The sequence below is a fragment of the Streptomyces sp. iso_384 genome (genome assembly GCF_056172905.1).
The window spans coordinates 1-26,314 of sequence record NZ_JBWBTT010000001.1 but is presented as its reverse complement, the minus strand read 5'-3'; the positions used below and the strand labels follow the sequence as shown (position 1 = coordinate 26,314).

Below are 26,314 nucleotides of genomic sequence, written 5' to 3'. Positions count from 1 at the left end.
GTCAGGGACGATGTATTGACTTCACGCGGACTGCGGTTCCGGCAGTACCGTCTCCTCGGCCTTTTCGATGTCCTCGGCCATGGCCCGGGCCAGACCCTCGGCTTGGTCGAAGAGGTAGAAATGGCCCCCGGGCAGGAAGTGGAAACGTACGGGCCGGGTGCAGTACGACTGCCAGTCGTCGATCAGTTCGGACGTGGACAGCTCGTCGTCGGCTCCCATGAAGACCGACATCGGTACGTCGACGGGCGGTCCTTGCGCGTATGCGTAGGTGTCCACCAGGTGGAGGTCACCCCGCAGGATGCCGACCATCCAGTCCGCCGTCCCGGGGTCGGCCAGCAGCTCGTCCGGGGTGCCGCCCAGCGCCCGCATGAAATCGACCAACCGCTCCGGTGGCCACAGGTCGCGGCGTTCCGAGAAGCGGGCGCTCGCCAGCTCGGGCGCCGGCATGGCGGACACCCCGAGCCAGACGGGCGGGGAACCGGCCCGCTCCAGCGCCCGGACGAGTTCGTATCCGATCAGGGCGCCCATGCTGTGCCCGAACACGCAGTACGGTCCGTTCACGTCGGCCAGGAGGGCGGGCATGAGCAGCTCCACGGCTTCTGCCGCATCGCGGCAGTGCGGCTGAAGGGAAGCCGAGCCGCGGCCCGGAAGGTCGACGGCGCGCAGCCGCCAGCCGGCGGGGAAGGACCGTGCCATCGGCGTGAAGCCGGCGGCGGAACCGCCCGCATGGTGAAGGAAATAGCAGGTCAGCTCCTCGGTCGGCCCGCTGGACGACGTCTCGGGACGCTTCCGGAGATCTCTGAACATCGTGGTCCTGCCTGTCTCATGGGCCTGAACACCTGGCGGAGTGCCGTGGCACGGCGCCCGGTCCGAAGCGGGGCGCGGTGTTACCGGGCGGCCCGGTTGACCGCGGAGGCCACGGCGCACACGGCCGCGTCGGCCTCGTCGAGGTGGACGCCGACGCCCCAGACGCTCTCCCCGCCGATCGCGCACTCGGCGTACACGACCACCGAGGGGTTCTCGGCGGTGGCCGGCTGGACGGTGAGGGACTGCGCGACCACATCGGTCCCCGCGCCCCGCAGCGCCTCGGCGAACGTCTCACCGCAGCCGGCCCGGAAGCCATGGGCGGCTCCGTCGAGTTCCGCCTCGACGACGCCGGTCGCCGTGCCGACCGCCGCGCCGGTCAGCCGCAGCCGCGTGCCCTCGGCCAGGAACTCCCGGGCGAAGAGCTCCCACACCTGCGCGCCCCCGACCTCGGTGGCGCTCTCCTCGCTGTGCTGCTGGACCAGGTGGGAGAACTCCACCTGGAGGCGGCGGGGAAGGTCGAAGCCGTGCCCCGTCTTGAGCAGGTACGCGACCCCGGCCTTGCCCGACTGGCTGTTGACGCGAATGATCGCCTCGTACGAGCGGCCGACATCCCTCGGGTCGATCGGCAGGTAGGGGACGCCCCAGGGGCTGTCGGCGACATGAGCTCCGGCGCTCCGCGCCGCTCGCTCCATCGAGTCGAACCCCTTCTTGATCGCATCCTGATGGGAGCCGGAGAACGCCGTGTACACCAGATCACCCGCGTACGGGTGACGCGGATGGGTCGGCAACTGCGTGCACTCCTCGACGACCTGACGGACCGTCTCGATATCGGAAAAGTCGATCATCGGGTCGACGCCCTGCGAGAAGAGGTTCATGCCGAGCGTCAGCAGGTCCACGTTGCCGGTGCGCTCACCATTGCCGAACAGACAGCCCTCCACCCGGTCCGCCCCGGCCAGGACCGCGAGTTCGGCCGCGGCCACGCCCGTGCCCCGGTCGTTGTGCGGGTGCACGGAGAGGCTGATGTGCTCGCGACGGCTCAGGTTGCGGTCCATCCACTCGACCTGATCCGCGAACTCGTTGGGCAGGGTGCACTCGACGGTCGCGGGCAGGTTGATGATGATCGGGCGTCCCGGAGCCGGCTGCCACACGTCCATCACGGCCTCGCAGATCTCCAGCGCGAACTCGGGCTCGGTCGCGGTGAACGACTCCGGCGAGTACTCGAACAGGATCTCTCCGCCGACATGCCGCTCCGCGAGCTCGGTGATCAGCCTGACCGCCTGCACCGTCATGTCGAGGATGCGCTCACGTCCCGCACCGAACACCACTCGGCGCTGGAGCGGCGAGACGGAGTTGTACAGGTGGACCACGGCGCGCGGGGCGCCTCGCAGCGACTCGAAGGTGCGCTCGATCAGCTCGGTGCGTGCCTGCATGATGACCTGGATGGTCACGTCCTGCGGGATCAGGTCCTGTTCGATCAGCTCGCGCACGAAGTCGAAGTCGACCTGGCTCGCCGACGGGAAACCGACCTCGATCTCCTTGAAGCCCATGGCGACGAGTTGCCGGAACAGCCGGTGCTTGCGCGCCAGGTCCATGGGCTCGGGCAGCGCCTGGTTGCCGTCACGGAGGTCCACCGAGCACCACAGGGGAGCTGTGCGGAGCTTGCGCGTCGGCCACCGGCGGTCCGGCAGTTCCGGCCCTTCGAAGGGCTTGTAGCGGTGCACCGGCATACCGCTCGGCTGCTGAACGGAACCGGTCAGTGAGGTGGCGGCGGCCGCGAAGGCGGGCCGCTCCATGAGTGTGCTTGACATCAGTGGTCCTCTGCCCAAATTGAAAGGAAATGTTCTACTTCGAGGCATACGCCGCCCCGGGGTCGGCGTGCAGGGGTGTCGCATGTGATGGCGGGAGAGCCGGAACGGCGGCGGCGGGCGGGTACCCGCGGGTCCCGTTGCTCTGCGGTTCGTCCGTGGATCACGACCCTAGGAGCGTCGGCGACCCGGGATCGGCAGCATCAGGGGCAGCCGACCGGTGACTTGCGCCCCGTACTGCCGGTCGGATCGCCCGGGGTGCCGCCACCTGGGCGGGTTCGCCCGGAGCGGCGCGAAATTCCCGTCCCAGCAGGGGGGGTTGACGCCGCTGACCGGCACCGACCGGCAGGTGAAGCCTGCCTCTTCGAGAGTGGTGCACACCACAGCCGGGGGTCCGGGCCGCCACTAGCCTGACCCGTATGACAAACCGCTTCGACGATGACGGTGACCATGAGGGCGTCGCTCCCTCGCCCGGGGAGGAGGTGGCCGACCAGGAGCGTGACTACTGGGTGAACCGGCGGCTCACCCAGGAACTGGACGACGACGACGCCGGACGGCGGGAGCGGCGTCGGCTGAAGGCGCAGGAACGGAAGATCCATCTGCGGGTCCGCATGCATCGTTTCGCACGCCGGCAGGGTGAGGGCCCGCTGCCGAGTGCCCTGGTACTGCCGCCGCTGCCCCGGGACGACGACTTCCACGATCACGACTTCAGGGACTCCGACCACGACCTGTACTGACGGTTGATCCGTCGGCCCGTCGCCTTCCGGCTCCGGTACGACGGCCCGTGTCGCCCGTCCGCCGGGGCGGCACGGTGATCGCGGTCAGGAGAAGGCCGTCCCTGTGCAGCCATGTGCCGTCGAAGCTGTCCAGAACTTCCCCGTCCAGGGTGGGCCCCTCGACGAGCAGGTGCGCTTCGAAGGTTCCCACCGGACTGATCCTCACGATGACGTCCTCGAAGCCGAGCCAGCGCCCGGTGAGGGGGAACCACGTCTTGTAGACGCTTTCCTTCGCGCTGAACAGCAGCCGGTCCCAGGCGGTTCCGCTCGGCGGCAGGGCCGCCAGGAGGTCGGCCTCCGCACGGCCCGCGAGCACATCCAGCAGGCCACCGGGGAGCGGAATGTTCGGTTCCGCGTCGATGCCCAGAGCGGCGATCCTGTGATCGTGCGCCACGGCCACACCCCGGTAACCCGTGCAGTGGGTCATGCTCCCCACGATTCCGGCCGGCCAGCGCGGTTCCCTGTGCTCACCGGGAACCAGGGCCACGGGCGCCTGCCCGAGCTGCGTGAGCGCGTCGCGGGCGCAGGCGCGCACGGTCGCGTACTCCGCCCGGCGGGAGGGGACGGCCGCGGCGATGGCGGGCCGCTCCTCGGGGAACAGCATGGCCTCGGCACCGGCCCGGTCACCCAGGGAGTGCGCTGTCCGGACCGTGGGGGGAAGTATGTGTTCGAGCACGTGCTCTCCGTTTCTCCTCCATCAGGTCGTGACGACCGGAAATGCGGTCGGGGCGGTCCGGGAACTCACGCCGCACAGGACGAGGACCGTGCGCCCACCGGGGACTGCCAGCGCAGCGGCATCCCGGAACCGTGCGCGGGCGCCGCCGGAGCGGCGCTCTCCGCCAGCAGGTGGCGGACCAGGTTCAGCACGGTGAACCTGGGGGCGCCGCCGGCGTCCCCGTGGGCCGGGCGCACCAGGCCCTGGGTGCAGAGCAGATGGACGGTGCTCAGCGCAGACACCTCGACCTGCCCGGGAGAGGAGAAGGCCTGGGCCATGCTCCAGGGGTACGGATGGGCGGCGAGCCGGTGCAGGACGTCGGCGTCGCGCGGTTGCAGCGATCCGATGGACGCCTCGAGCGCCGCCCGAAGGCGGGCGCTTTCGCGGCCGGGCGGGGTGGCGATCTTGAAAGGATTCCGCCCGGCCAGGCCCAGGAGCTGGTCCGGGCTGTAGAGGAGGAGCCACGCGGAGGCGGCTTCGATCGCCTGGGGGATGCCGTCGAGGCTCCGGCAGATGCCGTCGAGAGCGGCCATGGTCCGGCTGTCGGCCAGTGCCTCGCGCTCGAGGGAGCCGCACCGCGACAGCATCAACCGCAGAGCGGGGCTGATGGCCGGCACACGGCCCGTGGGGCCGGCCGGACCGTCCGATACGGCCAGCGGCGAGACGGGGTAATCGGTGCCCGATCCCCACTTCGAGCCCTCACGGGCCTCGCACAGGACGTGAAGTCCCCGGCACCGCACCAGCAGACGGCGAAGCGCCGCTTCCGAGCCGGGGTTCATGGTGACGTCGTGCAGCACCAGCAGGATGTCGTCGGTGCCGAAGGCGGCGGCCAGACGGTCCAGCTCACCATCGCCGCGGAGGAGGGCGGCGACCTGCGCGTGCAAGGGTTCGGAGGGCCTGCCCCAGGGCCCGCCCTCCGGCTCCGCCCAGACGACGGGCATCTGACCGGAGGCGTCGACCACCCCGGCGACCTCCTGAATCAGCCGGGTCTTGCCGACTCCGGCCATGCCGACCACCCGGATCAGGCGGTGGCCGCCGAGCCTGATCAGACCCGTGAGGGCTTCGATGTCGCGCTCGCGGCCGATGGTCGGCTCCAGGACCGCGGGCGGTCGGGCGAAGGAGGGGGCCGGCAGGCCCCGGCAGGCCGGCCCGGCGGCCGCCTCCTCGACCTTCGCCCGCTGGACACCGGTCAGCCGCAGACCGTCCATCAGCAACCGGAGGGTTTCCCGCCGGGGATTCTGGGTGAGCCCGAGTTCGAGATCGCGGATCGTCCTGACGCTGACGGCCGACAGGTCGGCGAGCTGGCTCTGGGTGACGCCGATGCGTCGGCGCGCCGCCTTGAGCACAGCCCCGAGGCTCGAAGGCGCCTGGTGGTCCACCGTTACGGTGCGCTCGTCGCGGTTCTGCGTAGAAATCACAATGTCCTCGCCCCTGTGTCTCTTACTGCGGACAGCAAACTGGATCTGGTCGCACCCCATCGCTGCGTCAAGGGGTGTTCGGACAGCTCACGACCATGGATCGCTCCCGTACCGCTCCACCGCGGACAGAGCCGCGTCGAAGTCACGCTGCACCGTCTGTTCCTCGGTGTGGAGGAACTGGGCCCGGTCCGTCGGCGGGGCTCCGTGCTCCCGTGTGCCGTGGAAGCTCTCCAGCCCCTTCAGTTGCCGCATGAGGCCGCGGTACCGCAGAGAGCCGGACTCCGCAGGGGGCAGAGTGACCCAGGCCGTGTGTCGTAGCCGCCGGTAGGGTTTGGCGGCGCGCAGCCGGAACCACTCAGGGGCCAGGTAGGCGAAGACGGTCCAGTCGGCCGGTCCTTCGCCGATCGCGGCGCGCGTGAGCAGCGGCTCGTCCGTCGCGCAGATGCCCGCGCTCGGAGCGAGCCGGACCGGGCCGTGCACGGTGTGCCCGAAACGCGTGCAGGCCGGCCCGTCGCGCAGTCCTGCCGCGTCGAGTCCCGTCAGCGTGAGGTCCGCGAGGCGGTCCTGCCGCTCGCCTCGGCGAGCGAGCAGCATCGCACCGCTCGGCCGCCCGTCGGGCTGCGGCGAACCCGTCCGCCCCCTCTCCCAGATGTCGCAGATGTAGTGGACCCCGTCCAGGCTTACCGAGTGGACCTCGAATTCCGTCGGCCCGGCTGTTTCCGCCACGTTCCGCGGGCCTGCGCCTCGTCGCACACCGCTGCCTCGCAGACCCAGATCCGTGCTCAGATCCGCAGCGAGTTCCACCCCCGTTCCGAGACCGGGCAGCACGGCCGTCGGACGGAAGGAGGAGACGCGGTCCAGAGTTTCTAAAAAGTCCCCCCGGTGTATCAAGAGCTCGCGAACATCGTCGCGCCGAAAAGATGCTGCAACCCCTTCGGATATCGCTGTTTCGCTCTGTACGTGGACAATTTCATAACCTCGCTCCCGAATCGATGGAACGAGCAGTCGCGCACTGGAGTAGGCATCGACCAGAGCTACCACGGGACGATCGGTCATCCTGACCCTTCCTTCTTCGCGCCTGTGCCAGGCATCGGGACAGCCGTGTGCGGTCCTGCCTCGCAACGGCCGGCCGACACGTTTCGGATCTCGCTCAAATGCTGTCCCCTGCACATTAGTTGACGCCACTCACAGGCGTTCCTCGATCCGCCCACCGCATTGCTGCGGGTCATCGGCCCACGATGATGCGGATCGGATCGGGCGGTACGTCGACCACGCCGCGGCGAAGGCGCTCACCTCAGGCCGGTCGGAGCCGTGAAGGGAGCCGGGAAGTCACCCCCACGCAGAGTCGTCCTGCGGGGAATTTCCGTTGCTCTGAGAAGCGGATACCGCGTATTCGGCATGAGCCGGCTTCGTGCTGTCGGCATGGAAACCAGCGGCGCCGAGGAGCAGCAGAGCAGCGGTTCCGAGACCGATATAGGTGGTGCGAATGCAGCCCATCATGATTCCCCCTGGATTCAAGAACTAGGTTTCCGTTCCGGTGTTAAGAATCATCCTCCGCCGCTCGCCGCCAGTGAAGATTCAGCTGGCATCATGAGTGGGCAGTGCAAGAACACGAAGGGTGGACAAATGTGCACAGAGGAGGATCAGGTGGGGGAATCGCGCCCCCCTGAGCTGTGCGAGCGGGGCCTGGAGCGCTATCGCGACGCACTGGCAGCAGGTGCCGTCACGGCGGATCAGGCCCCCGACTGCCTGGTCGGCCTCGGGTTGCTCCGGTCCCTGCCGGACGACCCGGGATCTCTCACTCCGGTCCCTCCGGACCTCGCCGCCGCCTCGCTCTCCCGGCCGATCAAGCGCGCGATCATGGGGCACGAGGAAACCCTGATGGCGATCCGCGACACGATGGCCGGGGTGCAGGCCGTCTACGCGGAGTCCCAACAGGGTGGCAGCACCTCGGTCCAGGTGCTCTCCGGCGCGAGCGAGATCGGGGCCGCGCTGGAAGAGGCGGTGCAGTCCTGCCGTGAGGAGCTTCTGACCGCCCAGCCCAACGGCGGCCGCTCGCCGGAACTCCTCGCCGAAGCCCTGCCGCGCGATCTCGCCCTGGCGGCTCGCGGCGTCAAGCAGCGCACGCTGTACCAGCACACGGTCCGGGCACACGGCCCCACGCTCTCCTACATCGAGCGGGTGGTGGCCGCGGGCGCGGAGGTCAGAACGCTCGACGAGGTGTTCGAGCGGCTCATCGTGTGCGACAACAGGACCGCCTTCGTCCCCGGTCCGTACGACCGCAGCCAGTCAGCGCTGGTCATTCGGCACCCCAGCATCATCGACTACCTGATCAAAGGGTTCGAGCAGGCGTGGGGCCGTGCGGCGGCGGTGGGGGAGGCTCCGTCCCGGTTGCGCCCGCCGCCCCTCACCAACGAGACCCGAAGGGCCGTACTGCGGCTCATGGTGGAGGGCTACACCGACGAGGCGATCGCGGGACGGCTGGGCATCAGCAGACGCACGGTGGGCACCCATGTCCAGAAGACGTCGGAAGTCCTCGGCAGCCGCAGCCGGGCACAACTCGCCTACCTCATTGCACAGACCGACCTTCTGGACCACTCCGACCTGGACGCCGCGGACGCGTCCGAGGTCGGGACGGCGATCTGAGCCGTTCTGATGCGAGATCCCCCCTGACCAGCGTTTCCGCTGGTCAGGGGGGATCTCGGGATGTGGAGCCTAGGAGATTCGAACTCCTGACATCTGCCTTGCAAAGGCAGCGCTCTACCAACTGAGCTAAGGCCCCGGGCCATGACGAACGATGGCAACGTCCAGCACATCCGCGCCAGGGCTACCGTCGCAGACCAGAGTACCGGGTGACCCCCGTAATCCTGCAAAAGGATAGGGACTCCCGGGGAACGACCACGCTCCGTAAGATGCTCGCAAGGTTCGCAGCAGCGAAGCGGCAGCGATGGGGAGACGCCATGGACGCAGCGCAACAAGAGGCGACGGCAAGAGCCAGAGAGCTTCAACGCAGTTGGTACGGGGAGCCGTTGGGGGCGCTCTTCCGAAGGCTGATCGATGATCTCGGCCTGAATCAGGCCCGGCTGGCCGCTGTTCTCGGGCTCTCCGCCCCGATGCTCTCCCAGCTGATGAGCGGCCAGCGGGCCAAGATCGGCAACCCCGCGGTGGTCCAGCGCGTCCAGGCCCTCCAGGAGCTGGCGAGCCAGGTGGCCGACGGCAGCGTCAGCGCGGGCGAGGCCACCGAACGCATGGAGGAGATCAAGAAGTCGCAGGGCGGCTCCGTCCTGACCTCCACCGGCCAGACCACCTCCACCGGGGGCGCTCCCACCGTCCGCCGTGTGGTCCGCGAGATCCAGTCCCTGCTGCGGTCGGTCGCGGCCGCCGGCGACATCATCGATGCCGCGGACGCCCTCGCCCCGACCCACCCGGAGCTGGCAGAGTTCCTCAAGGTGTACGGAGCGGGACGCACCGCGGACGCGGTCGCGCACTACGAGGGGCACCAGAGCTAGCGAAGCGCTCCGGAGCACGACGGAACGACGACGGAGCCAGGGCACGCGCACCGCGCAGCGCCCTGGTACCGGCAGGACACGGGGGCCGGACACGGGCCGCGGCGGACGCCGCGGCACCACAGGAACGGGGAGCGGGCGCAGCACAATGGGTGAGGTCTTCGCCGGTCGGTACGAACTGATCGATCCGATCGGACGCGGTGGGGTCGGCGCCGTCTGGCGGGCCTGGGACCACCGCCGCCGCAGGTACGTCGCGGCCAAGGTGCTCCAGCAGAGCGACGCGCACACGCTGCTGCGCTTCGTCCGCGAGCAGGCACTGCGCATCGAGCACCCGCATGTGCTGGCCCCGGCCAGCTGGGCCGCCGACGACGACAAGGTCCTGTTCACCATGGACCTGGTGAGCGGCGGCTCGCTCGCCCATGTCATAGGCGACTACGGCCCGTTGCCCCCGCGCTTCGTCTGCCTGCTGCTGGACCAGCTGCTCTCCGGGCTGTCCACGGTGCACGCCGAAGGGGTGGTGCACCGCGACATCAAGCCCGCCAACATCCTGATGGAGGCGACCGGAACGGGCCGCCCGCATCTGCGCCTCTCCGACTTCGGCATCTCGATGCGCAAGGGCGAACCGCGGCTGACCGAGACCAACTACGTGGTCGGCACGCCCGGTTACTTCGCCCCCGAGCAGATGATGGGCGCCGAGCCCGACTTCCCCGCCGACCTCTTCGCGGTCGGCCTGGTCGCGCTCTACCTCCTCCAGGGCCAGAAGCCCGACTCCCAGGCACTGGTCGAGCACTTCGCCGAGCACGGCACCCCGAGCGCTCCCAACGGCATTCCCGAGCCGCTGTGGCAGGTTCTCGCCGGACTGCTCCAGCCCGATCCGCACGCCCGGTTCCGGACCGCGACGGGCGCGCGCAAGGCCCTGACCGCGGCGGTCGAGATGCTGCCCGAAGCCGGCCCGGACGACGAGCCGGTGGAGGTGTTCGACCAGATCGGGCCGCTGCCCGCGGGCTTCGGCCCCGACGGCCCGGTCACCGCTCCCCAGCAGCCCGCCGGCCCCGTACCCGGCCCCACGGCCGGCGCCGCTCCACAGACCTCCGGTGTACAGCCCCCGGCACCGCCGCCGGTCTCCATGTCGGAGACGGGCAGCTTCCACCTCGCGCCTCCGCCCGCGGCCGCACCGCAGCAGCAGCAACAACAGCAACAGCCGTACGCCCAGCCGGGGTTCCAGCAGCCGCCGCCCGCCGCCCCGTTCACGACGGACGCGCCGCCCCCGTACGCCGTCGGCGCACCGCACTCCTCCCAGGCGCCGACCTCCGGCGTACCCGACCCCGCGTCCACCCGCGCCTACACCGCCCAGCAGCAGCACCCGCCGGTACCGTCCCCGCCGGTGCAGCACGCCGCGCCCCACGCCCCCGCACGGCAGACGCGTCCGGGACCGCCCCCGAAGGTGGCGGTCCCGGTGCTGGTGGTGGCGCTGATCTGCTTCGCGGTCGGCATCTGGGCCCTGACCCAGATCTGACACGTACGGGGCCCTGCGGCCCGCCTACCAGCCCTGCGGCGGCTGGTGGCCCCCACCGGCCGGGTGACCGGCGGCCGGATGACCGGCCGCCGCACGACGGCGGGCCAGCAGCGTCCAGACGCCCAGCCCGAGCACCAGTACGGACCCCGTGCCGATCCCGGCCGCGGCGACCACCGTCATCGGTCCGCTCCGCGCGGCCTGGCGGGCGTTCTTCCCGTCGCGGGCCACTTCCCGGTCCTGGTCGGTGACGCCGAAGACCCCGGTGTCACCCTCGTACGGGGACTCCTCGGCCTTGTTCTTCACCTGGACCGACAGTTCGAACGGGATGGGCTCGGTGCCGTAGGACTCCTTCAGCTTCGGGCTGAGGGAGACCGACAGGTAGTACCAACCCGCGAAGCGCATGGCGCCGACCTGGCTCGAGGCGTCGAACCGGTTGCGGTAGGCCACCGGCGGCAGGGGCCGCAGGGACGCGGACGCGGGCCCTCCGGAGTACGACAGCGTGGCGTCGGAGACAGGTCCCTGGACCGGGTTGGTCAGCGACAGGGTGAGCGCGTTGCCCACGAACTCCTTCTTCCCGCCGGCACTGTTGGAGAGCCCGGCGGTGGCGTAGATCTGCTGGCCCCAGTCCACCGGCACCCGGTAGAAGCGGGTCTGCCCCGGCGCGACGGTGTCCTGCCAGCGGCCGTTCTCCAGGCTGGTGGCCTCGGAGTACCCGGCCCCGCCGGACCGCTTCTGCTGCTGGCCGGTCAGGGGCTGCGGCGAGGCCGACGGCCAGCTGTCGGGCCCCTCGGTCGGCAGGGCGGAGCCGCTCCTCACCTGCGGCTCCTGCAGGAAGCGCAGCTCCAGGTCCCAGGCGTCGGTGTCGGCAGCCGACTTGGTCTCGCGCTCGACGAGGACGTCGTAGGGGCCGCTGTCCTGGCAGGTGCTGCTGCCTTCCTTGATGGTCCGGTAGGCGTACGCGGAGACGGGCCGGGCGTACCCGCCCGACCCGAAGTTCGCCCGCCCCGAGCCGCACTGGCTGTCGTCGGTCTCCCGGAGGCTGACGGTGATGCCGTCGCCGTAGGCGACCGGTCCGCTGTCGCCGGGCACCGCGACCGCCGAGACATAGGCGGCGGAGACGTCGTCCAGGGTGACCCGGTAGTACAGCTTCTCGCCCGGCCTGATCGTGCTGCGGTACGGGACGCCCTCGTCCAGCTCGGACGCCTCGACGTTCGCCGTCGCCCCCTGCACGTTCTTCGCGTCGGTGTCGAACGCGTACGCCCCGGGGCCGGCCGCGTACGCCTGCCCCGGCAGGACCGCCGCCGCGCACAGCGCCGCGAGTACCGCGGCCACCGCCCGCCCCCTGTTGCGCTGCCGCTGCCTCTTCACGCGCTTCCCCTCGTCGTCCTCACGCGCCGATGCCCGTCGACCGCCCGGCCGCCATGCCGGTCCATCCTGCCCCGCCCGCACCACTGCTGTCTCCGGCCGCAGCCGGATTGCCCTTCTTGTCCGCGTTCCGGGCCCCGCCGGCGCGCTCAGGTCACTTCACTTGCGCAACGCGAACGGACCCCGGACAGCACGAAGCCCCGGCCGCTCAGCGACCGGGGCCCGTAGCAGACTGTGCCGTCTCACACACCCGAACCTGCGGGCACGGAGTCGGTAGCCTCCGTCCACAGATCCTGCTCGGCGCGATCCGCCTGGATCTGGCGGTACACGAGGAGCCCGCCGATGGCGGCCAGTGCGACCAGGAGAAGCTTCTTCACCGCGCTACCTCGTCTTTCCTTGGCGTAGGGGCCTTCTGCCGCCGACTATACACACCGGCCGATACCGATCGGTGACCTGCCCGGAACCCAAAAGCAGCCCCTTCCCGGAACCCCGAACGACCTCCCGGCGACCCGTTCCGACCCCTCACGAGGGGCTGTCCACCCCGGTTGCACCATACGAGTGGTGTTAATCCGAAGATCGGCGCAGAGCGGGCGTCGCTCCTCGAAATCGCGGCCCGGATCCACATGATCGGAGAAGTCAGCAACCGGACCGTCCGAAAGCGAGGGGCCATGAGCACCTTCCAGCCCAAGAACATCTGGACCGCCTTCATCACCGCCTTCTTCGCCCTCCTGGCGTCGCTGGGCCTCGCCACCGCCACGGCGAGCGCCACGAACGCCACGAACGCCGCCGCGCAGCCGAGCGCCACGACCCACGAGCACACGGGTGCCACCGCGGCAACCCCGCTCGCCCCCTCGGTCCGATGGACCCTTCCGCGTGACCGGGCCCTGCCGCCCACGATGAAACAGCGCATCCGGGCCGAGGCCCACGGCTCCTCCCCGGCCACCCGCCACCTGTCGCTCGACCCCGCCGACACCGCCCGCACCACCGGCCAGACCGGCTCCCACTCCACAGCCCCGGAAGGCGACTCCCCGGCGCCACCCCCCTGATCCCGCCGCCACCGCACTTCCGGGGCCCCTGGTCCGGTTCACACCGGCCGGGGGCCTTTTCGTGTGCCCGGGGCCGCCGTCCGGGACGGTCTGGGAGGATGCCGGTACGCGGCCCGGCCGCGACGTGATCAACGGGGGGACGCCATGGCCGCGTTGGGCTTCTTCTTCATCATCCTGCCGTGCCTCGCCATCGCGAGCTTCACGTGCTTCGCCGCGTGCCGGGCTCAACGGCACAGCGCCTTCAAGGCCCTGGCGTACGGGTTCCTGTCGGTCGGCCTCGTGTGCGGGCTGACTCCGATAGCCGTGCTGATCCGGGCCGCCACCCTGTAGCCGCCCCTCCTCCCCGGCCGGCCCCTGCTCCGGACACGCAGAAGGCCCCCCACCGTTCCCGGTGAGGGGCCTTCGTGCTGGTGGGGCTAACAGGATTTGAACCTGTGGCCTCATCCTTATCAGGGATGCGCTCTAACCAACTGAGCTATAGCCCCGCCGCGCTGTACTGCTCCGCGCTGACTTCAGAAGATTAGCGCACGTCGGGGCCAGTCCCAAAATCGATACCCGGCGCGCTACTCGTCCTCGGCAAGCGTGAGCTCGACGCCGCCCACGAAGCCCGCCGACAGGTTGTAGATGAAGGCGCCCAGCGTCGCCAGCGCGGTGGCCAGCACCACGTCGATCACGGCGATGACCGAGGTGAAGATGAGCACGCGCGGCAGCGACAGGAACGACTGCAGATCGAAGCCGTTGCTCTCGTTCGAGCCGGTGGCCTCGCTGATCGTGCCGCCGACGGTCTCGAAGACGCCCATCGCGTCCATGACCATCCACAGCACCGCCGACGCCACCACCGTGCAGATGCCCAGCGCGATGGACAGCAGGAAGCTGACCTTCATCACCGACCACGGGTCGGCCTTGGCCACCCGCAGACGGGCCTTGCGGGTACGCGGAGTGGTCCGCGCCCCCGTGCGCGGCTTGCGCGTCGCCTGGGCGCCGCCCACGCCCTGCGCACCGCCCAGCGTGCCGCCGCCCGGCTGTCCGGGGCGCTGGTCGCCCTGGGTGCCGCCGCCGGGCGCCTGATACGCCTGGGGCGGGTGGTACGGCCCCGACGGCCCCGGTGCGGGCTCACGCTCGCCGGGCAGCGGCCCGGTCGCGTAACCCTCGTACTGGGGCTGAGGCCCTCGTGTGTCCGTCACAGTGCCCCCTTGGGAGTCCGTGGCAGGGCCACGGGCGCCGTTCGCGCCGGCTCCGGAAGCGGCCGAACCTGCGCCCGTGGCTCCACTCACGCTCTACTCCTCGTGCTCCCCGGTCGAAGGCTCCGTGCCCTCGACAGTGCCCTCTACCACGCCCTCGGCGTGGGCCTCGGCCGTCTCGCTCTCAGCATCATCGGCCCCATCGACCTCTTCCGCCTCACGACCGGCCTCGGCATTGCGCGCGATGCCGACGACGGCGTCGCGCTTGCCCAGATTGATCAGTTGGACGCCCATGGTGTCACGGCCCGTCTCCCTGACTTCATTGACTCGCGTACGAATCACACCACCGCCGAGCGTGATGGCGAGGATCTCGTCCGTCTCCTCGACCACCAGCGCACCGACGAGCGAGCCCCGGTCCTCGACGATCTTGGCGGCCTTGATGCCGAGGCCGCCGCGACCCTGGACGCGGTACTCGTCGACGGCGGTCCGCTTCGCGTACCCGCCGTCGGTAGCGGTGAAGACGAACGTACCGGGCCGGACGACATTCATCGAGAGGAGTTCGTCGCCCTCGCGGAAACTCATCCCCTTCACACCCGAGGTGGCACGGCCCATCGGGCGCAGCGCGTCGTCCGTCGCGGTGAACCGGATCGACTGGGCCTTCCTGCTGATGAGCAGCAGATCGTCCTCGGCCGACACCAGCTCGGCGCCGATCAGCTCGTCGTCGCCGCCCTCCGGCATCTCGCGGAGGTTGATCGCGATGACACCGCCGGAGCGGGGCGAGTCGTAGTCCTTGAGCGCGGTCTTCTTCACCAGACCGCCCTTCGTCGCCAGGATCAGGTACGGCACGGCCTCGTAGTCGCGGATCGCCAGGATCTGGGCGATCTTCTCGTCCGGCTGGAAGGCCAGCAGGTTGGCGACGTGCTGGCCGCGCGCGTCCCGGCCGGCGTCCGGGAGCTCGTACGCCTTGGCGCGGTAGACCCGGCCCTTGTTCGTGAAGAACAGCAGCCAGTGGTGGGTGGTCGAGACGAAGAAGTGGTCGACGATGTCGTCTTCCCGCAGCTTCGTGCCGCGCACGCCCTTGCCGCCGCGCTTCTGCGAGCGGTAGTCGTCCGTCTTCGTGCGCTTCACGTAGCCGCTGCGGGAGATCGTGACGACGATGTCCTCTTCGGCGATCAGGTCCTCGATGGACATGTCACCGTCGAAGGGCACCAGCTTCGAGCGCCGGTCGTCGCCGAACTTCTCGACGATCGCCGCCAGCTCCTCGCTCACGATGGAGCGCTGCTTGGCGGGCGAGGACAGGATCTCGTTGTACTCGTTGATCTTCGCCTGGAGCTCGTCGTGCTCGGCGGTGATCTTCTGGTGCTCCAGTGCGGCCAGCCGGCGCAGCTGCATCTCCAGGATCGCGTTGGCCTGGAGCTCGTCGATCTCCAGCAGGCCCATCAGGCCCTCGCGCGCGATCTCCACCGTGTTGGAACGCCGGATGAGGGCGATGACCTCGTCGATGGCGTTCAGGGCCTTGAGGAGGCCGCGCAGGATGTGCGCCCGCTCCTCCGCCTTGCGCAGCCGGAACTTCGTCCGCCGGACGATGACCTCGATCTGGTGCGTCACCCAGTGGCGGATGAACGCGTCGATGGAGAGTGTCCGCGGCACCCCGTCGACCAGGGCCAGCATGTTGGCGCCGAAGTTCGTCTGGAGGTCGGTGTGCTTGTACAGGTTGTTCAGGACGACCTTGGCGACCGCGTCCCGCTTGAGGACGACGACCAGGCGCTGCCCCGTACGCGAGGAGGTCTCGTCGCGGACGTCCGCGATGCCGCCGACCTTGCCGTCCTTGACCAGGTCGGCGATCTTCTGCGCGAGGTTGTCGGGGTTGGTCTGGTACGGCAGCTCCGTGACGACCAGGCACTGGCGGCCCTGGATCTCCTCGACGGCGACGACCGCGCGCATCGTGATGGAGCCGCGGCCGGTGCGGTACGCCTCCTCGATGCCCTTGCGGCCCACGACCAGCGCGCCGGTCGGGAAGTCGGGGCCCTTGATGCGCTCGATCAGCGCGTCCAGCAGCTCCTCGTGCGAGGCCTCGGGGTGCTCCAGATACCACTGGGCGCCGGCGGCGACTTCGCGGAGGTTGTGCGGCGGGATGTTGGTCGCCATGCCGACCGCGATCCCCGCGGAGCCGTTGACCAGCAGGTTCGGGAAGCGCGCCGGCAGGACCGTCGGCTCCTGGTTGCGGCCGTCGTAGTTGTCCTGGAAGTCGACGGTCTCCTCGTCGATGTCCCGGACCATCTCCATGGACAGCGGCATCATCTTGCACTCGGTGTACCGCATGGCGGCGGCCGGGTCGTTGCCCGGGGAACCGAAGTTGCCGTTGGAGTCCACCAGCGGCATGCGCATCGACCAGTGCTGCGCGAGGCGCACCAGGGCGTCGTAGATGGAGGAGTCGCCGTGCGGGTGGTACGTACCCATGACGTCGCCGACGACGCGGGCGCACTTGTAGAACCCCTTCTCGGGGCGGTAGCCGCCGTCGTACATCGCGTACAGCACCCGGCGGTGGACGGGCTTGAGGCCGTCCCGTACGTCGGGCAGCGCACGCGAGACGATGACGGACATCGCGTAGTCGAGGTAGGAGCGCTGCATCTCCGTCTCGAGCCCGACGGGCTCGACACGCATGCCCACACCGGGGACGATCGCTTCCTCGGGAACCACGGGTTCAGGTGTCACAGGGGTGTTCTCGTCGGCCATTGCTGGTCAAAGTCCTTTCGAGCTGCGGCGTCGCTGGTACGGCCGACTCAGATGTCGAGGAAGCGGACGTCCTTGGCATTGCGCTGGATGAACGAACGCCGTGCCTCGACGTCCTCACCCATGAGCACCGAGAACAGGTCGTCGGCCTGCGCTGCGTCGTCCAGCGTGACCTGGCCGAGGACCCGGTGGTCGACGTCCATGGTCGTGACGCGCAGCTCTTCGGCGTTCATCTCGCCGAGGCCCTTGAAGCGCTGGATCGAGTCTTCCTTGATCCGCTTGCCGTTCTGCTTGCCGAGCGCCACGAGCGCGTCGCGCTCCCGGTCCGAGTACGCGTACTCGAAGTCGTCCCGGCCCCACTTGATCTTGTAGAGCGGCGGACGCGAGAGGTAGACGTGCCCCGCCTCCACCAGCGGCCGCATGAAGCGGAAGAGGAAGGTCAGCAGCAGGGTGTTGATGTGCTGACCGTCGACGTCTGCGTCCGCCATCAGAATGATCTTGTGATAGCGGAGCTTCTCGATGTCGAAGTCCTCGTGGACCCCGGTGCCGAACGCCGAGATCAGCGCCTGGACCTCGGTGTTCTGGAGGATCTTGTCGATCCGGGCCTTCTCGACGTTCAGGATCTTGCCTCGGATGGGCAGGATCGCCTGGTACATCGGGTTGCGGCCGGACTTCGCCGAACCACCGGCGGAGTCACCCTCGACGATGAAGATCTCGCACTTTGTGGGGTCGTTCGACTGGCAGTCGCTGAGCTTGCCCGGCAGCGAGGCGCTCTCCAGGAGCCCCTTGCGCCGCGTCAGGTCGCGCGCCTTGCGGGCCGCCACACGGGCGGTCGAGGCGGCGATGCCCTTGCGGATGATGTCGGCGGCCTCGTTGGGGTTCCGGTCGAACCAGTCCGTCAGCTGCTCGTGGACGACCTTCTGCACGAAGGTCTTGGCCTCCGTGTTGCCCAGCTTGGTCTTCGTCTGGCCCTCGAACTGCGGCTCGCCCAGCTTCACCGAGATGATCGCGGTGAGGCCCTCGCGGACGTCCTCGCCGGTGAGGTTGTCGTCCTTCTCACGGAGCAGCTTCTTGTCGCGCGCGTACCGGTTGACCAGCGAGGTCAGCGCCGCACGGAAGCCCTCCTCGTGCGTACCGCCCTCGTGCGTGTGGATCGCGTTGGCGAAGGAGTAGACGCCTTCGGTGTACTGCGTGTTCCACTGCATGGCGATCTCGGCCGAGAGCAGACGGTCCTTGTCCTCGGCCTCGATGTCGATCACCGACTGGTGGATGACGTCGCCCTTGCGGGAGTTGAGGTACTTCACGAAATCGACGATGCCGTTTTCGTAGTGGTACGTGACCGAGCGGGCGGTCTCCTCCTCGGCGGGCTCGGCCGCGTCCGCGCTGTCGGCGCCCGCCGTGGCCTTCGCCGACTCGCGCTCGTCGGTGAGCTTGAGCGTGAGGCCCTTGTTGAGGAACGCCATCTCCTGGAAGCGGCGCGAGAGGGTCTCGAAGCTGTACTCGGTGGTCTCGAAGATGTCCCCGTCGGCCCAGAAGGTGACCGAGGTGCCGGTCTCGTCCGTGGCCTCGTGCTTGGCCAGCGGGGCGGTCGGGACACCGAGCTTGTAGTCCTGGGTCCAGCGGAAGCCGTCGGTCTTGACCTCGACGGCGACCCGGGTGGACAGGGCGTTGACGACGGAGACGCCGACGCCGTGCAGACCGCCGGAGACGGCGTAACCGCCGCCGCCGAACTTGCCGCCCGCGTGCAGGACGGTGAGCACGACCTCGACGGCCGGCTTGCCCTCGGACGGCACGATGCCGACCGGGATGCCACGGCCGTTGTCGATCACGCGCACCCCGCCGTCGGGCAGGATCGTGACGTCGATGGTGTCCGCGTGGCCGGCCATCGCCTCGTCGACCGAGTTGTCGACGACCTCCTGCACCAGGTGGTGCAGGCCGCGCTCACCGGTCGAGCCGATGTACATGCCGGGTCGCTTGCGGACCGCGTCCAGCCCTTCCAGCACGGTGATCGCGCTGGCGTCGTACGAGGCGGCGGCGGTGGCGTCGACCGCGCCCGCCTCGGCGACGGTGGACGGAATGTTCTCGTTGGGGTTGCCGGAATCGGCCACGAAGCGCCCTTTCTGGCACAGCACAGGCCGTTCTCCGGGCAGGCGGGAGCGGCTGCGTCGTTCGGCTTGTATCGACGACTCCCGCCTCAGCGGCGGGATTACTCACCAGTCTACCGGTAGCGCCGACATGATTGGGGGTTTGCCGGTACCTGAGTCCGGCTGTGCCGCCCTGAATGAGCGGCTGACGACTCCCCATATTCAGGAAGGGGCTCCAAGAGGCCCTGACGGGCTTTGAGCGCTTCGGCCTGTCAACCTCCCGCTACGGTGAGGGACGCTCCGGCCGTACCGTCCGGTTTCCTGTGGCGCGAACCATGACGAACCCGACGCAAAGCTCGCCCAGTACACGACAATTTTACGCCGAACGTGCAGCTCAGCCTTGGCGAGCGGTGATCGGTACGGAAGCGGCGGAGAAACGGGAAACCCGACCGCGGGGCCCACGCCGGCCCGTCCGCGTCCGGTGGCGGGCCGGGAAACATCCCGGCCGGCTCCGCGCCTCAGCCGTAGGTGTCGCCCGGCCCCTTGCTGCCGGGCGCCCGCAACGGCCCGTACCGGCGCTCCGGACCGCCGGGACCGACCACTTTGATCAGCCGTACGGTGCCCTGGCCCAGATCCGCGTTGAGCCGGGCCACCAGCTGCGGGGCCAGCAGCCGCAGCTGCGTGGCCCACGCCGTCGAGTCACAGCTCACGGTCAGCACCCGGGCATCCGGATCGTCGTCGTACCGCAGCGGTACGCAGTGCTTCGCCAGGTCGTCGCCGACGATCTGCGGCCACCGGCCCATCACCCCGCCGACCGCCGCGGGCGTCTCCCAGCCCCGCTCGGTGATCAGCCGGTTGATCGCGGAACCCAGCGCCAGCGGATCCCTGCCGTCCGACCGGGCCCCCGAGCGCAGCCCGCCGCCCCGCCGGGCCTGCTTCTTCTGCTGCGCCGCCGCGCCCCGCGCCCTGGCCTGCTCCTTCGCCGCCCGCAACGCGACCCGGGCCAGATCGACCCCGGTCACCTCGGGCGGCTTCGAACCGCCGGAAGCCGACCCGGAAGACGCTCCGGAAGCCGCCGGGTCCGGCAGCGCGTCCCCCGCGCCGCCCGGCCCGGCCGCACCCCTGCCCCGGCCGGTCATACGCGCTCCACCTCGCCCGCCGTCACCGCGTACCGCGTCCCCGCCAGCACGCCCGGAACGTCCTCCGCCACCGCGGCCGTCACGAGCACCTGCTCGCCCGGGGCCACCAGCTCCGCCAGCCGCTCCCGGCGGCGGGCGTCCAGCTCGGCGAAGACGTCGTCCAGGATCAGCACCGGTTCGTTGCCCTCGGAGCGCAGCAGCTCGTAACTGGCCAGCCGCAGCGCCAGCGCGTAACTCCAGGACTCGCCGTGACTCGCGTACCCCTTCGCCGGCATGCCCCGCAGCCCGAGCAGCAGATCGTCGCGGTGCGGGCCGACCAGCGTCACGCCCCGCTCGATCTCCTGCTTGCGGACCCCCACCAGCGCCGCGATCAGCTGCTCGTACAGCTCATCGCGGGTGCGCTCGGGACCCACGTCCTCGCCGACCGAGCTGCGGTACTCCAGCGCCACCGGCCCGCCGCCCGGCGCGACGTCCCCGTACGCCTTGTCGGCCAGCGGCTGGAGCGTGGCGATCAGATCGAGCCGCTGCGCGAGCAGCTCGGCGCCCACCCGGGCCAGGTGCTGGTCCCAGACGTCGAGCGTGGACATGTCCATCGAGCGGCCGCCGTGCCGACGGGCCATCGCTGCGGACTTCAGCAGGGTGTTGCGCTGCTTGAGCACCCGCTCGTAGTCGGAGCGGACCCCGGCCATCCGGGGCGACCGCGCGGTGATCAGCTCGTCCAGGAACCGGCGCCGCTCGCCCGGGTCGCCCTTGACCAGGGACAGATCCTCCGGCGCGAACAGCACCGTCCGTACGATGCCGAGCACATCACGCGGTCTGACCTGCGAGGACCGGTTGATCCGGGCCCGGTTGGCGCGGCCCGGATTCAGCTCCAGCTCGATCAGCTGGGAGCGCTCGCCCTGGGTCACCGCCGCGCGGATCACCGCCCGCTCCGCGCCCATCCGCACCAGCGGGGCATCCGAGGAGACCCGGTGGCTGCCGAGGGTGGCGAGATAGCCGACGGCCTCGACGAGATTGGTCTTGCCCTGCCCGTTGGGCCCCACGAACGCGGTGACGCCCGGGTCGAGAGGGACCTCGACCCGGGCGTACGAGCGGAAGTCGGCCAGCGAGAGATGGGTGACATGCATGTGCGCCGACCTCCCGGGCCTTTCCGTTCCGCTGTGTTGTGCTGGTGCCGCTTCTCTCGGTTCCGCGGCGGGACTACTTCTTGTTCTCGACCGCGTGCCCGCCGAACTGGTTGCGCAGCGCGGCGATCATCTTCATCTGCGGCGAGTCGTCCTGGCGCGAGGCGAACCGCGCGAACAGCGACGCCGTGATCGCGGGCAGCGGCACCGCGTTGTCGATCGCGGCCTCCACCGTCCAGCGGCCCTCGCCCGAGTCGGCGGCGAAGCCCCGGAGCTTGTCCAGGTGCTCGTCGTCGTCCAGTGCGTTGACCGCGAGGTCGAGCAGCCAGGAACGGATGACCGTGCCCTCCTGCCAGGAGCGGAAGACCTCGCGCACGTCGGTGACGGAGTCAACCTTCTCCAGCAGCTCCCAGCCCTCGGCGTAGGCCTGCATCATGGCGTACTCGATGCCGTTGTGGACCATCTTCGCGAAGTGGCCGGCGCCGACCTTGCCCGCGTGCACGGAGCCGAAGTCGCCCTCGGGCTTCAGCGCGTCGAAGATCGGCTGGACCTTCGCCACGTTCTCCTCGGTGCCGCCGTACATCAGGGCGTAGCCGTTCTCCAGGCCCCAGACGCCACCGGAGACGCCGCAGTCGACGAAGCCGATGTCCTTGATGCCCAGCTCGACGGCGTGCTTCTCGTCGTCGGTCCAACGCGAGTTCCCGCCGTCGACCACGACGTCGCCGGGCGAGAGCAGCGCGGCCAGCTCGTCGATCGTGGACTGGGTCGCGGCACCGGCCGGGACCATGACCCAGACGACCCGCGGGCCCTTCAGCTTGCCCACAAGCTCTTCGAGACTGTGGACATCGGCGACATCCGGGTTGCGGTCGTAACCGATGACGGTGTGGCCTGCGCGGCGGATGCGCTCGCGCATGTTGCCGCCCATCTTGCCGAGGCCGACGAGACCGAGCTCCATCAGAGATTCCTTAAGCGTCGTGGCGATAAGCGTCGGGGCAGGTGCGCCCGGGACCGAGCCTACGCCCGGCCGGGGACAGCACGGCGGGCCCGCTCCGCGCCGAGCGGGCCCGCCGGAAACTGCCGCGGATACGTCCCCCGGCCGGCCGGGGCAACCGGGATCAGCCGGAGAGCCGCACCGGCATGATCAGGTACTTGTACGCGTCGTCCGCCTCGGCGTCGACGGCCGGGCGGCCGCTGAGCAGGGCGGGCTTGGTGGACGTGGTGAACGAGAGCTGGGCGACCGGGGAGTCGATCGCGCTCAGACCGTCCAGCAGGAACGTCGGGTTGAAGGCGATCGAGATGTCGTCGCCCTCCAGCACCGCGTCGACACGCTCCACAGCCTGTGCGTCGTCGCTGGAACCGGCTTCCAGGATGAGGACGCCCTGCTCGAAGCTGAGGCGTACGGGGGTGTTGCGCTCGGCGACCAGGGCCACACGCTTGACGGCCTCGACGAAGGGGGCCGTCTCGATCACCGCGACGGAGTTGAACTCGGTCGGGAAGAGCGTGCGGTACTTCGGCAGGTCGCCCTCGAGAAGGCGGGTGGTCGTGCGGCGGCCGGCGCCCTCGAAACCGATCAGGCCCTCGCCCGCGCCGGAGCCGGAGAGCGCCAGGGTGACCGTGTCGCCGCTGGTGAGCGCCTTGGCGGTGTCCAGGAGCGTCTTGGCGGGCACCAGGGCGACCGCCGAGGCGTCCGCGTTCTCCGGCTTCCACAGGAACTCGCGAACCGCGAAGCGGTAGCGGTCGGTGGAGGCGAGCGTGACGGTGTCGCCCTCGATCTCGATCCGCACACCGGTGAGCACCGGCAGGGTGTCGTCACGGCCGGCGGCGATGGCGACCTGCGCTGCGGCGGAGGCGAAGACCTCACCGGGGACGGTGCCCGTGGCGGTCGGCATCTGCGGCAGCGCGGGGTACTCCTCCACAGGCAGTGTGTGGAGGGTGAAGCGGGAGGAGCCGCAGACGACCGTGGCCCGCACACCGTCGGTGGAGATCTCCACCGGGCGGTTGGGCAGGGCGCGGCAGATGTCGGCGAGCAGCCGGCCGGAGACGAGCACCGTGCCGTCCTCGTCGATCTCCGCGTCGACGGAGACCCTGGCGGAGACCTCGTAGTCGAAGCTGGAGAAGCTGAGAGCACCGTCCTCGGCCTTCAGCAGAAGGCCCGCGAGAACGGGCGCCGGCGGACGGGCCGGGAGGCTGCGGGCCACCCAGGCCACCGCCTCCGCGAGTACATCGCGCTCCACCCGGATCTTCACCGGAACCGCCTCCTGCTGTTGCTCGCTCGCCCTGCTGGCCTTCGTCGTCTGGACCGGAGTCCGCTGCCGAGACGGCGGAGGCTCCGGGGTCCAGTCTGACGTACGGCACCGACAGCCGTTGCTGCTCGGGGTCAAGTCGGGCCAAGAGGTTCGCGGCGGTCGACGGTCGAGTTGTACACAGGCCCCACTTCGAAGCGGATTCCTGGCTAACTCTGGGTGGTAGTAGTAGTAGGCCTTGTGGATACCGTGGATAACGTCGTTTGCGCAGGTCAGCGACTGTTTTTTGTCCACCGGTCCTGTGGGCGGCGCCCGTGGACAACCGGGGCTTTCTGTGGACGGGCGAAAGTTCTGCACACCCGATGCACAGGAGGGGGCCACTTCTCCCCAGGCCTGTCCCCAGCTTTACCCACGTTCCCCACAGCCCAACCCAGCACCTTGGTGTGACGCCTTTCACTCCGGGCGGTGAGAGCGTGTGTTGCGTTGCCGAACAGTGGACAGGGGTGTGGAGAAGCAGGGAGAAGCTGGGGACAACAGGGCTCAGTCTGTGGGCCGCCGGTGGACAACATCGACGACCCCCTGTGGACGAAAAGTCTGTCCACAGGCTGTGGATCACGGTTGACCACAAATCCCCAACCACGTGACCTGGCCTGATGGAGTATCGGCAGCGAGCCCTGTGGACGCAATATGGACAACTTCCCGGTCCCCAGGCTGTGGACGGAAGATTTCCCGCACATCTGTGGAGAAGGGCCTCTGAGCAGCCTGTATTCGAACAGAACGGGTCCGGCAGGGCGTTCGCGAGGGCCTCGGTGACGCCTGGAAGGGCTCGTCGCGGGCTCCCGGAACCCGCTCACAGGGCCCGGGAACGCGAAGAAGCGCCCGCCCCGGACCGTGGAGGTCCGTGACAGGCGCCCGTGAGAATCGCTCCAGGAGAAGCTCAGAAGCCCAGAAGCCCAGAAGCCCAGAAGCCCAGAAGCCCAGAAGCCCGGGAAGCCGGCGTCAGCCGTTCTTGATGCGGTTGGTCAGCTCGGTGACCTGGTTGTAGATGGAGCGCCGCTCCGCCATCAGCGCCCGGATCTTCCGGTCCGCGTGCATCACCGTCGTATGGTCGCGGCCGCCGAACTGCGCACCGATCTTCGGCAGCGAGAGGTCGGTCAGCTCGCGGCACAGATACATGGCGATCTGGCGCGCCGTCACCAGCACCCGGCTGCGCGAGGATCCGCAGAGGTCGTCCACGGTGAGGCCGAAGTAGTCCGCCGTCGCCGCCATGATGGCCGGCGCGGTGATCTCCGGGGCCGACTCCTCGCCGCCCGGGATCAGGTCCTTCAGCACGATCTCGGTCAGCCCGAGGTCCACCGGCTGCCGGTTCAGCGAGGCGAAGGCCGTCACCCGGATCAGGGCGCCCTCCAGCTCGCGGATGTTGCGCGAGATCCGCGAGGCGATGAACTCCAGGACCTCCGGCGGGGCGTTGAGCTGCTCCTGCACCGCCTTCTTGCGGAGGATCGCGATCCGGGTCTCCAGCTCGGGCGGCTGGACATCGGTGGTCAGGCCCCACTCGAAGCGGTTGCGCAGCCGGTCCTCCAGCGTCACCAGCTGCTTGGGCGGCCGGTCCGAGGAGAGCACGATCTGTTTGTTCGCGTTGTGCAGCGTATTGAAGGTGTGGAAGAACTCCTCCTGCGTCGACTCCTTGCTCGCCAGGAACTGGATGTCGTCGACCAGCAGGATGTCCACGTCGCGGTAGCGCTTGCGGAAGGTGTCGCCCTTGCCGTCGCGGATCGAGTTGATGAACTCGTTGGTGAACTCCTCCGAGCTCACGTACCGCACCCGGGTGCCCGGGTAGAGGCTCCGCGCGTAGTGCCCGATGGCGTGCAGCAGATGGGTCTTGCCGAGCCCCGACTCCCCGTAGATGAAGAGGGGGTTGTACGCCTTCGCGGGCGCCTCGGCGACGGCGACGGCCGCGGCGTGCGCGAACCGGTTGGACGCCCCGATGACGAAGGTGTCGAAGAGGTACTTCGGGTTCAGCCGGGCATGCGGTTCACCGGGTCCCGGCGCGGGGGCCGGCTGGGCGCCCATCGGGCCGGGGACCGAGCCGCCGGTCCGTCCGGGGCCGTGTCCGCCCGGGCCGCCCTGACGGTGCTGCGGCTGCTGGTCCTGCCGGTCGGAACGCTGCTGCTCGTACCCCTGGTGCTCGGGCGGCTGCGAGCGGTAGTCGTGCTGCGGCTGCTGGGGGCGCCCGGTGCCGTACGGCTCGCGCCACTGTTCGGTGGGCTGCTCCCGGTACGGCTCGCTCTCGCGGTACGGCTCGTTCTCCCGCTCCCGGTACGACTCGCTCTCGCGGTACGGCTCGCCGGAGGGCTGCTCGCGGTCCTGGTAACCGCCGTGCCGGGGCTGCTGCCAGGAGAGGTCCTCCTGGGTACGCGGCCAGGCGCCGGGCTCCGGGCGCTGCTGCTGGTAGTCGGGGTAGGCGGGCCGGGCCGTCGGCATCCCGTCGTCGGAGGGCCGGTGACCGTATCCGTCGTACCCGTCGTTGCGCTGGGCGTCCGGCTGCTGCGCCGGGTAGCGGTGGCCCTGCTGGCTCTGGTGCGACGGGTGCATCGGAGGCGCCGGCGGAGCGGGCTGCTCGCCCGCCGAGTCGTCGACGGTGATCGCGATCCGGATGGGGCGGCCGCACTCGCGGGTCAGCGTCTCGCTGAGGAGCGGCGCGAGCCGGCCCTCCAGGACGTGCTTGCCCCATTCGTTGGGGACGGCCAGCAGCGCGGTGTCGGCGACGAGTGCCAGCGGCTGGCAGCGCTCGATCCACTGCTTGTCCTTCGGCTCGATGCCCTGCTGGCCCTCCCCGAGGAGTTGTTCCAGCAC

Annotated in this window: 21 protein-coding genes and 2 tRNA genes; 6 read left to right on the top strand and 17 right to left on the bottom strand. The window is 69.8% G+C overall.

Translation table 11 applies throughout. The features are described from left to right. Positions 1-21: 21 nt before the first annotated feature. Both AC0VY3_RS00115 and leuA read right to left on the bottom strand, forming a co-directional pair. On the bottom strand, positions 22-807 hold the full coding sequence (locus AC0VY3_RS00115) for a thioesterase II family protein (protein ID WP_475548618.1): 786 nt from the start codon (positions 805-807) through the stop codon (positions 22-24). 80 nt (positions 808-887) lie between these two features. Continuing rightward, the gene (gene leuA / locus AC0VY3_RS00110) at positions 888-2,600 is read right to left on the bottom strand and encodes a 2-isopropylmalate synthase (protein ID WP_103509437.1); all 1,713 of its coding nucleotides are present in this window, start codon (positions 2,598-2,600) and stop codon (positions 888-890) included. A gap of 431 nt (positions 2,601-3,031) precedes the next feature. On the opposite strand from leuA, the gene AC0VY3_RS00105 reads away from it, so the two are divergent. Further along, positions 3,032-3,349 carry a hypothetical protein gene (locus AC0VY3_RS00105; RefSeq protein ID WP_137229396.1) on the top strand — a complete coding sequence of 106 codons (318 nt, stop codon included), beginning with the start codon at positions 3,032-3,034 and terminating at the stop codon, positions 3,347-3,349. Here AC0VY3_RS00105 and AC0VY3_RS00100 read toward each other — a convergent pair. The 3 genes from AC0VY3_RS00100 to AC0VY3_RS00090 all read right to left on the bottom strand — a co-directional run bounded on the left by AC0VY3_RS00100 (position 3,321) and on the right by AC0VY3_RS00090 (position 6,247). Next, positions 3,321-4,064, bottom strand: coding sequence for a 4'-phosphopantetheinyl transferase family protein (locus AC0VY3_RS00100; protein WP_475548617.1), 744 nt, complete (start codon positions 4,062-4,064; stop codon positions 3,321-3,323). The genes AC0VY3_RS00105 and AC0VY3_RS00100 overlap by 29 nt on opposite strands. Positions 4,065-4,129: 65 nt before the next feature. After that, positions 4,130-5,521, bottom strand: a complete 1,392-nt coding sequence (locus tag AC0VY3_RS00095) for a helix-turn-helix domain-containing protein (RefSeq protein ID WP_475548616.1) — start codon at positions 5,519-5,521, stop codon at positions 4,130-4,132. Between the two features lie 87 nt (positions 5,522-5,608). Further along, entirely contained in the window at positions 5,609-6,247 is a 639-nt protein-coding gene (locus AC0VY3_RS00090) for a hypothetical protein (RefSeq protein WP_146065863.1), read from the bottom strand. A gap of 921 nt (positions 6,248-7,168) precedes the next feature. On the opposite strand from AC0VY3_RS00090, the gene AC0VY3_RS00085 reads away from it, so the two are divergent. Beyond that, a complete protein-coding gene (locus AC0VY3_RS00085) occupies positions 7,169-8,167 on the top strand; it encodes a LuxR C-terminal-related transcriptional regulator (protein ID WP_258047187.1) in 999 nt (332 codons plus the stop codon). 63 nt (positions 8,168-8,230) lie between these two features. Here AC0VY3_RS00085 and AC0VY3_RS00080 read toward each other — a convergent pair. Further along, a tRNA-Ala gene (locus AC0VY3_RS00080) sits at positions 8,231-8,303 on the bottom strand. Positions 8,304-8,481: 178 nt separating this feature from the next. On the opposite strand from AC0VY3_RS00080, the gene AC0VY3_RS00075 reads away from it, so the two are divergent. Both AC0VY3_RS00075 and AC0VY3_RS00070 read left to right on the top strand, forming a co-directional pair. Continuing rightward, positions 8,482-9,030 carry a helix-turn-helix domain-containing protein gene (locus AC0VY3_RS00075; RefSeq protein ID WP_103509445.1) on the top strand — a complete coding sequence of 183 codons (549 nt, stop codon included), beginning with the start codon at positions 8,482-8,484 and terminating at the stop codon, positions 9,028-9,030. A 145-nt stretch (positions 9,031-9,175) separates the two neighbouring features. After that, positions 9,176-10,543, top strand: a complete 1,368-nt coding sequence (locus tag AC0VY3_RS00070) for a serine/threonine protein kinase (RefSeq protein ID WP_475548615.1) — start codon at positions 9,176-9,178, stop codon at positions 10,541-10,543. A 24-nt stretch (positions 10,544-10,567) separates the two neighbouring features. Here the strand turns inward: AC0VY3_RS00070 and AC0VY3_RS00065 are convergent, their stop codons facing one another. Both AC0VY3_RS00065 and AC0VY3_RS00060 read right to left on the bottom strand, forming a co-directional pair. Beyond that, entirely contained in the window at positions 10,568-11,911 is a 1,344-nt protein-coding gene (locus tag AC0VY3_RS00065) for a hypothetical protein (RefSeq protein WP_103509450.1), read from the bottom strand. A 239-nt stretch (positions 11,912-12,150) separates the two neighbouring features. Next, a complete protein-coding gene (locus tag AC0VY3_RS00060) occupies positions 12,151-12,285 on the bottom strand; it encodes a DLW-39 family protein (RefSeq protein ID WP_003958712.1) in 135 nt (44 codons plus the stop codon). A gap of 291 nt (positions 12,286-12,576) precedes the next feature. Here AC0VY3_RS00060 and AC0VY3_RS00055 point away from each other — a divergent pair, with 291 nt between their 5' ends. After that, a complete protein-coding gene (locus AC0VY3_RS00055; RefSeq protein WP_030077222.1) occupies positions 12,577-12,954 on the top strand; it encodes a DUF6344 domain-containing protein in 378 nt (125 codons plus the stop codon). A 144-nt stretch (positions 12,955-13,098) separates the two neighbouring features. Further along, positions 13,099-13,284: a hypothetical protein gene (locus AC0VY3_RS00050; protein WP_258047188.1), complete on the top strand. Its 186-nt coding sequence runs from the start codon at positions 13,099-13,101 to the stop codon at positions 13,282-13,284. Between the two features lie 78 nt (positions 13,285-13,362). On the opposite strand, the gene AC0VY3_RS00045 is transcribed toward AC0VY3_RS00050, so the two are convergent. The 9 genes from AC0VY3_RS00045 to dnaA form a co-directional block, all read right to left on the bottom strand. After that, a tRNA-Ile gene (locus tag AC0VY3_RS00045) sits at positions 13,363-13,439 on the bottom strand. 78 nt (positions 13,440-13,517) lie between these two features. Further along, on the bottom strand, positions 13,518-14,138 hold the full coding sequence (locus tag AC0VY3_RS00040) for a DUF3566 domain-containing protein (protein WP_103509452.1): 621 nt from the start codon (positions 14,136-14,138) through the stop codon (positions 13,518-13,520). Positions 14,139-14,231: 93 nt separating this feature from the next. Then, a complete protein-coding gene (gene gyrA / locus AC0VY3_RS00035; RefSeq protein ID WP_103509454.1) occupies positions 14,232-16,871 on the bottom strand; it encodes a DNA gyrase subunit A in 2,640 nt (879 codons plus the stop codon). Between the two features lie 47 nt (positions 16,872-16,918). Further along, the gene (gyrB, locus tag AC0VY3_RS00030; RefSeq protein ID WP_103509456.1) at positions 16,919-19,000 is read right to left on the bottom strand and encodes a DNA topoisomerase (ATP-hydrolyzing) subunit B; all 2,082 of its coding nucleotides are present in this window, start codon (positions 18,998-19,000) and stop codon (positions 16,919-16,921) included. Between the two features lie 470 nt (positions 19,001-19,470). Then, on the bottom strand, positions 19,471-19,974 hold the full coding sequence (locus AC0VY3_RS00025; RefSeq protein ID WP_030077230.1) for a DciA family protein: 504 nt from the start codon (positions 19,972-19,974) through the stop codon (positions 19,471-19,473). 113 nt (positions 19,975-20,087) lie between these two features. Next, a complete protein-coding gene (recF, locus tag AC0VY3_RS00020; protein WP_475548614.1) occupies positions 20,088-21,218 on the bottom strand; it encodes a DNA replication/repair protein RecF in 1,131 nt (376 codons plus the stop codon). Positions 21,219-21,291: 73 nt separating this feature from the next. Further along, positions 21,292-22,170: a phosphogluconate dehydrogenase (NAD(+)-dependent, decarboxylating) gene (gnd, locus tag AC0VY3_RS00015; RefSeq protein ID WP_103509458.1), complete on the bottom strand. Its 879-nt coding sequence runs from the start codon at positions 22,168-22,170 to the stop codon at positions 21,292-21,294. A gap of 160 nt (positions 22,171-22,330) precedes the next feature. Next, positions 22,331-23,461 (bottom strand): DNA polymerase III subunit beta, encoded by a 1,131-nt coding sequence (gene dnaN, locus AC0VY3_RS00010; protein ID WP_003967886.1) that lies wholly within the window; start codon positions 23,459-23,461, stop codon positions 22,331-22,333. A 996-nt stretch (positions 23,462-24,457) separates the two neighbouring features. Continuing rightward, complete coding sequence (gene dnaA / locus AC0VY3_RS00005) at positions 24,458-26,314, bottom strand: chromosomal replication initiator protein DnaA (protein ID WP_475548613.1); 1,857 nt, start codon at positions 26,312-26,314, stop codon at positions 24,458-24,460.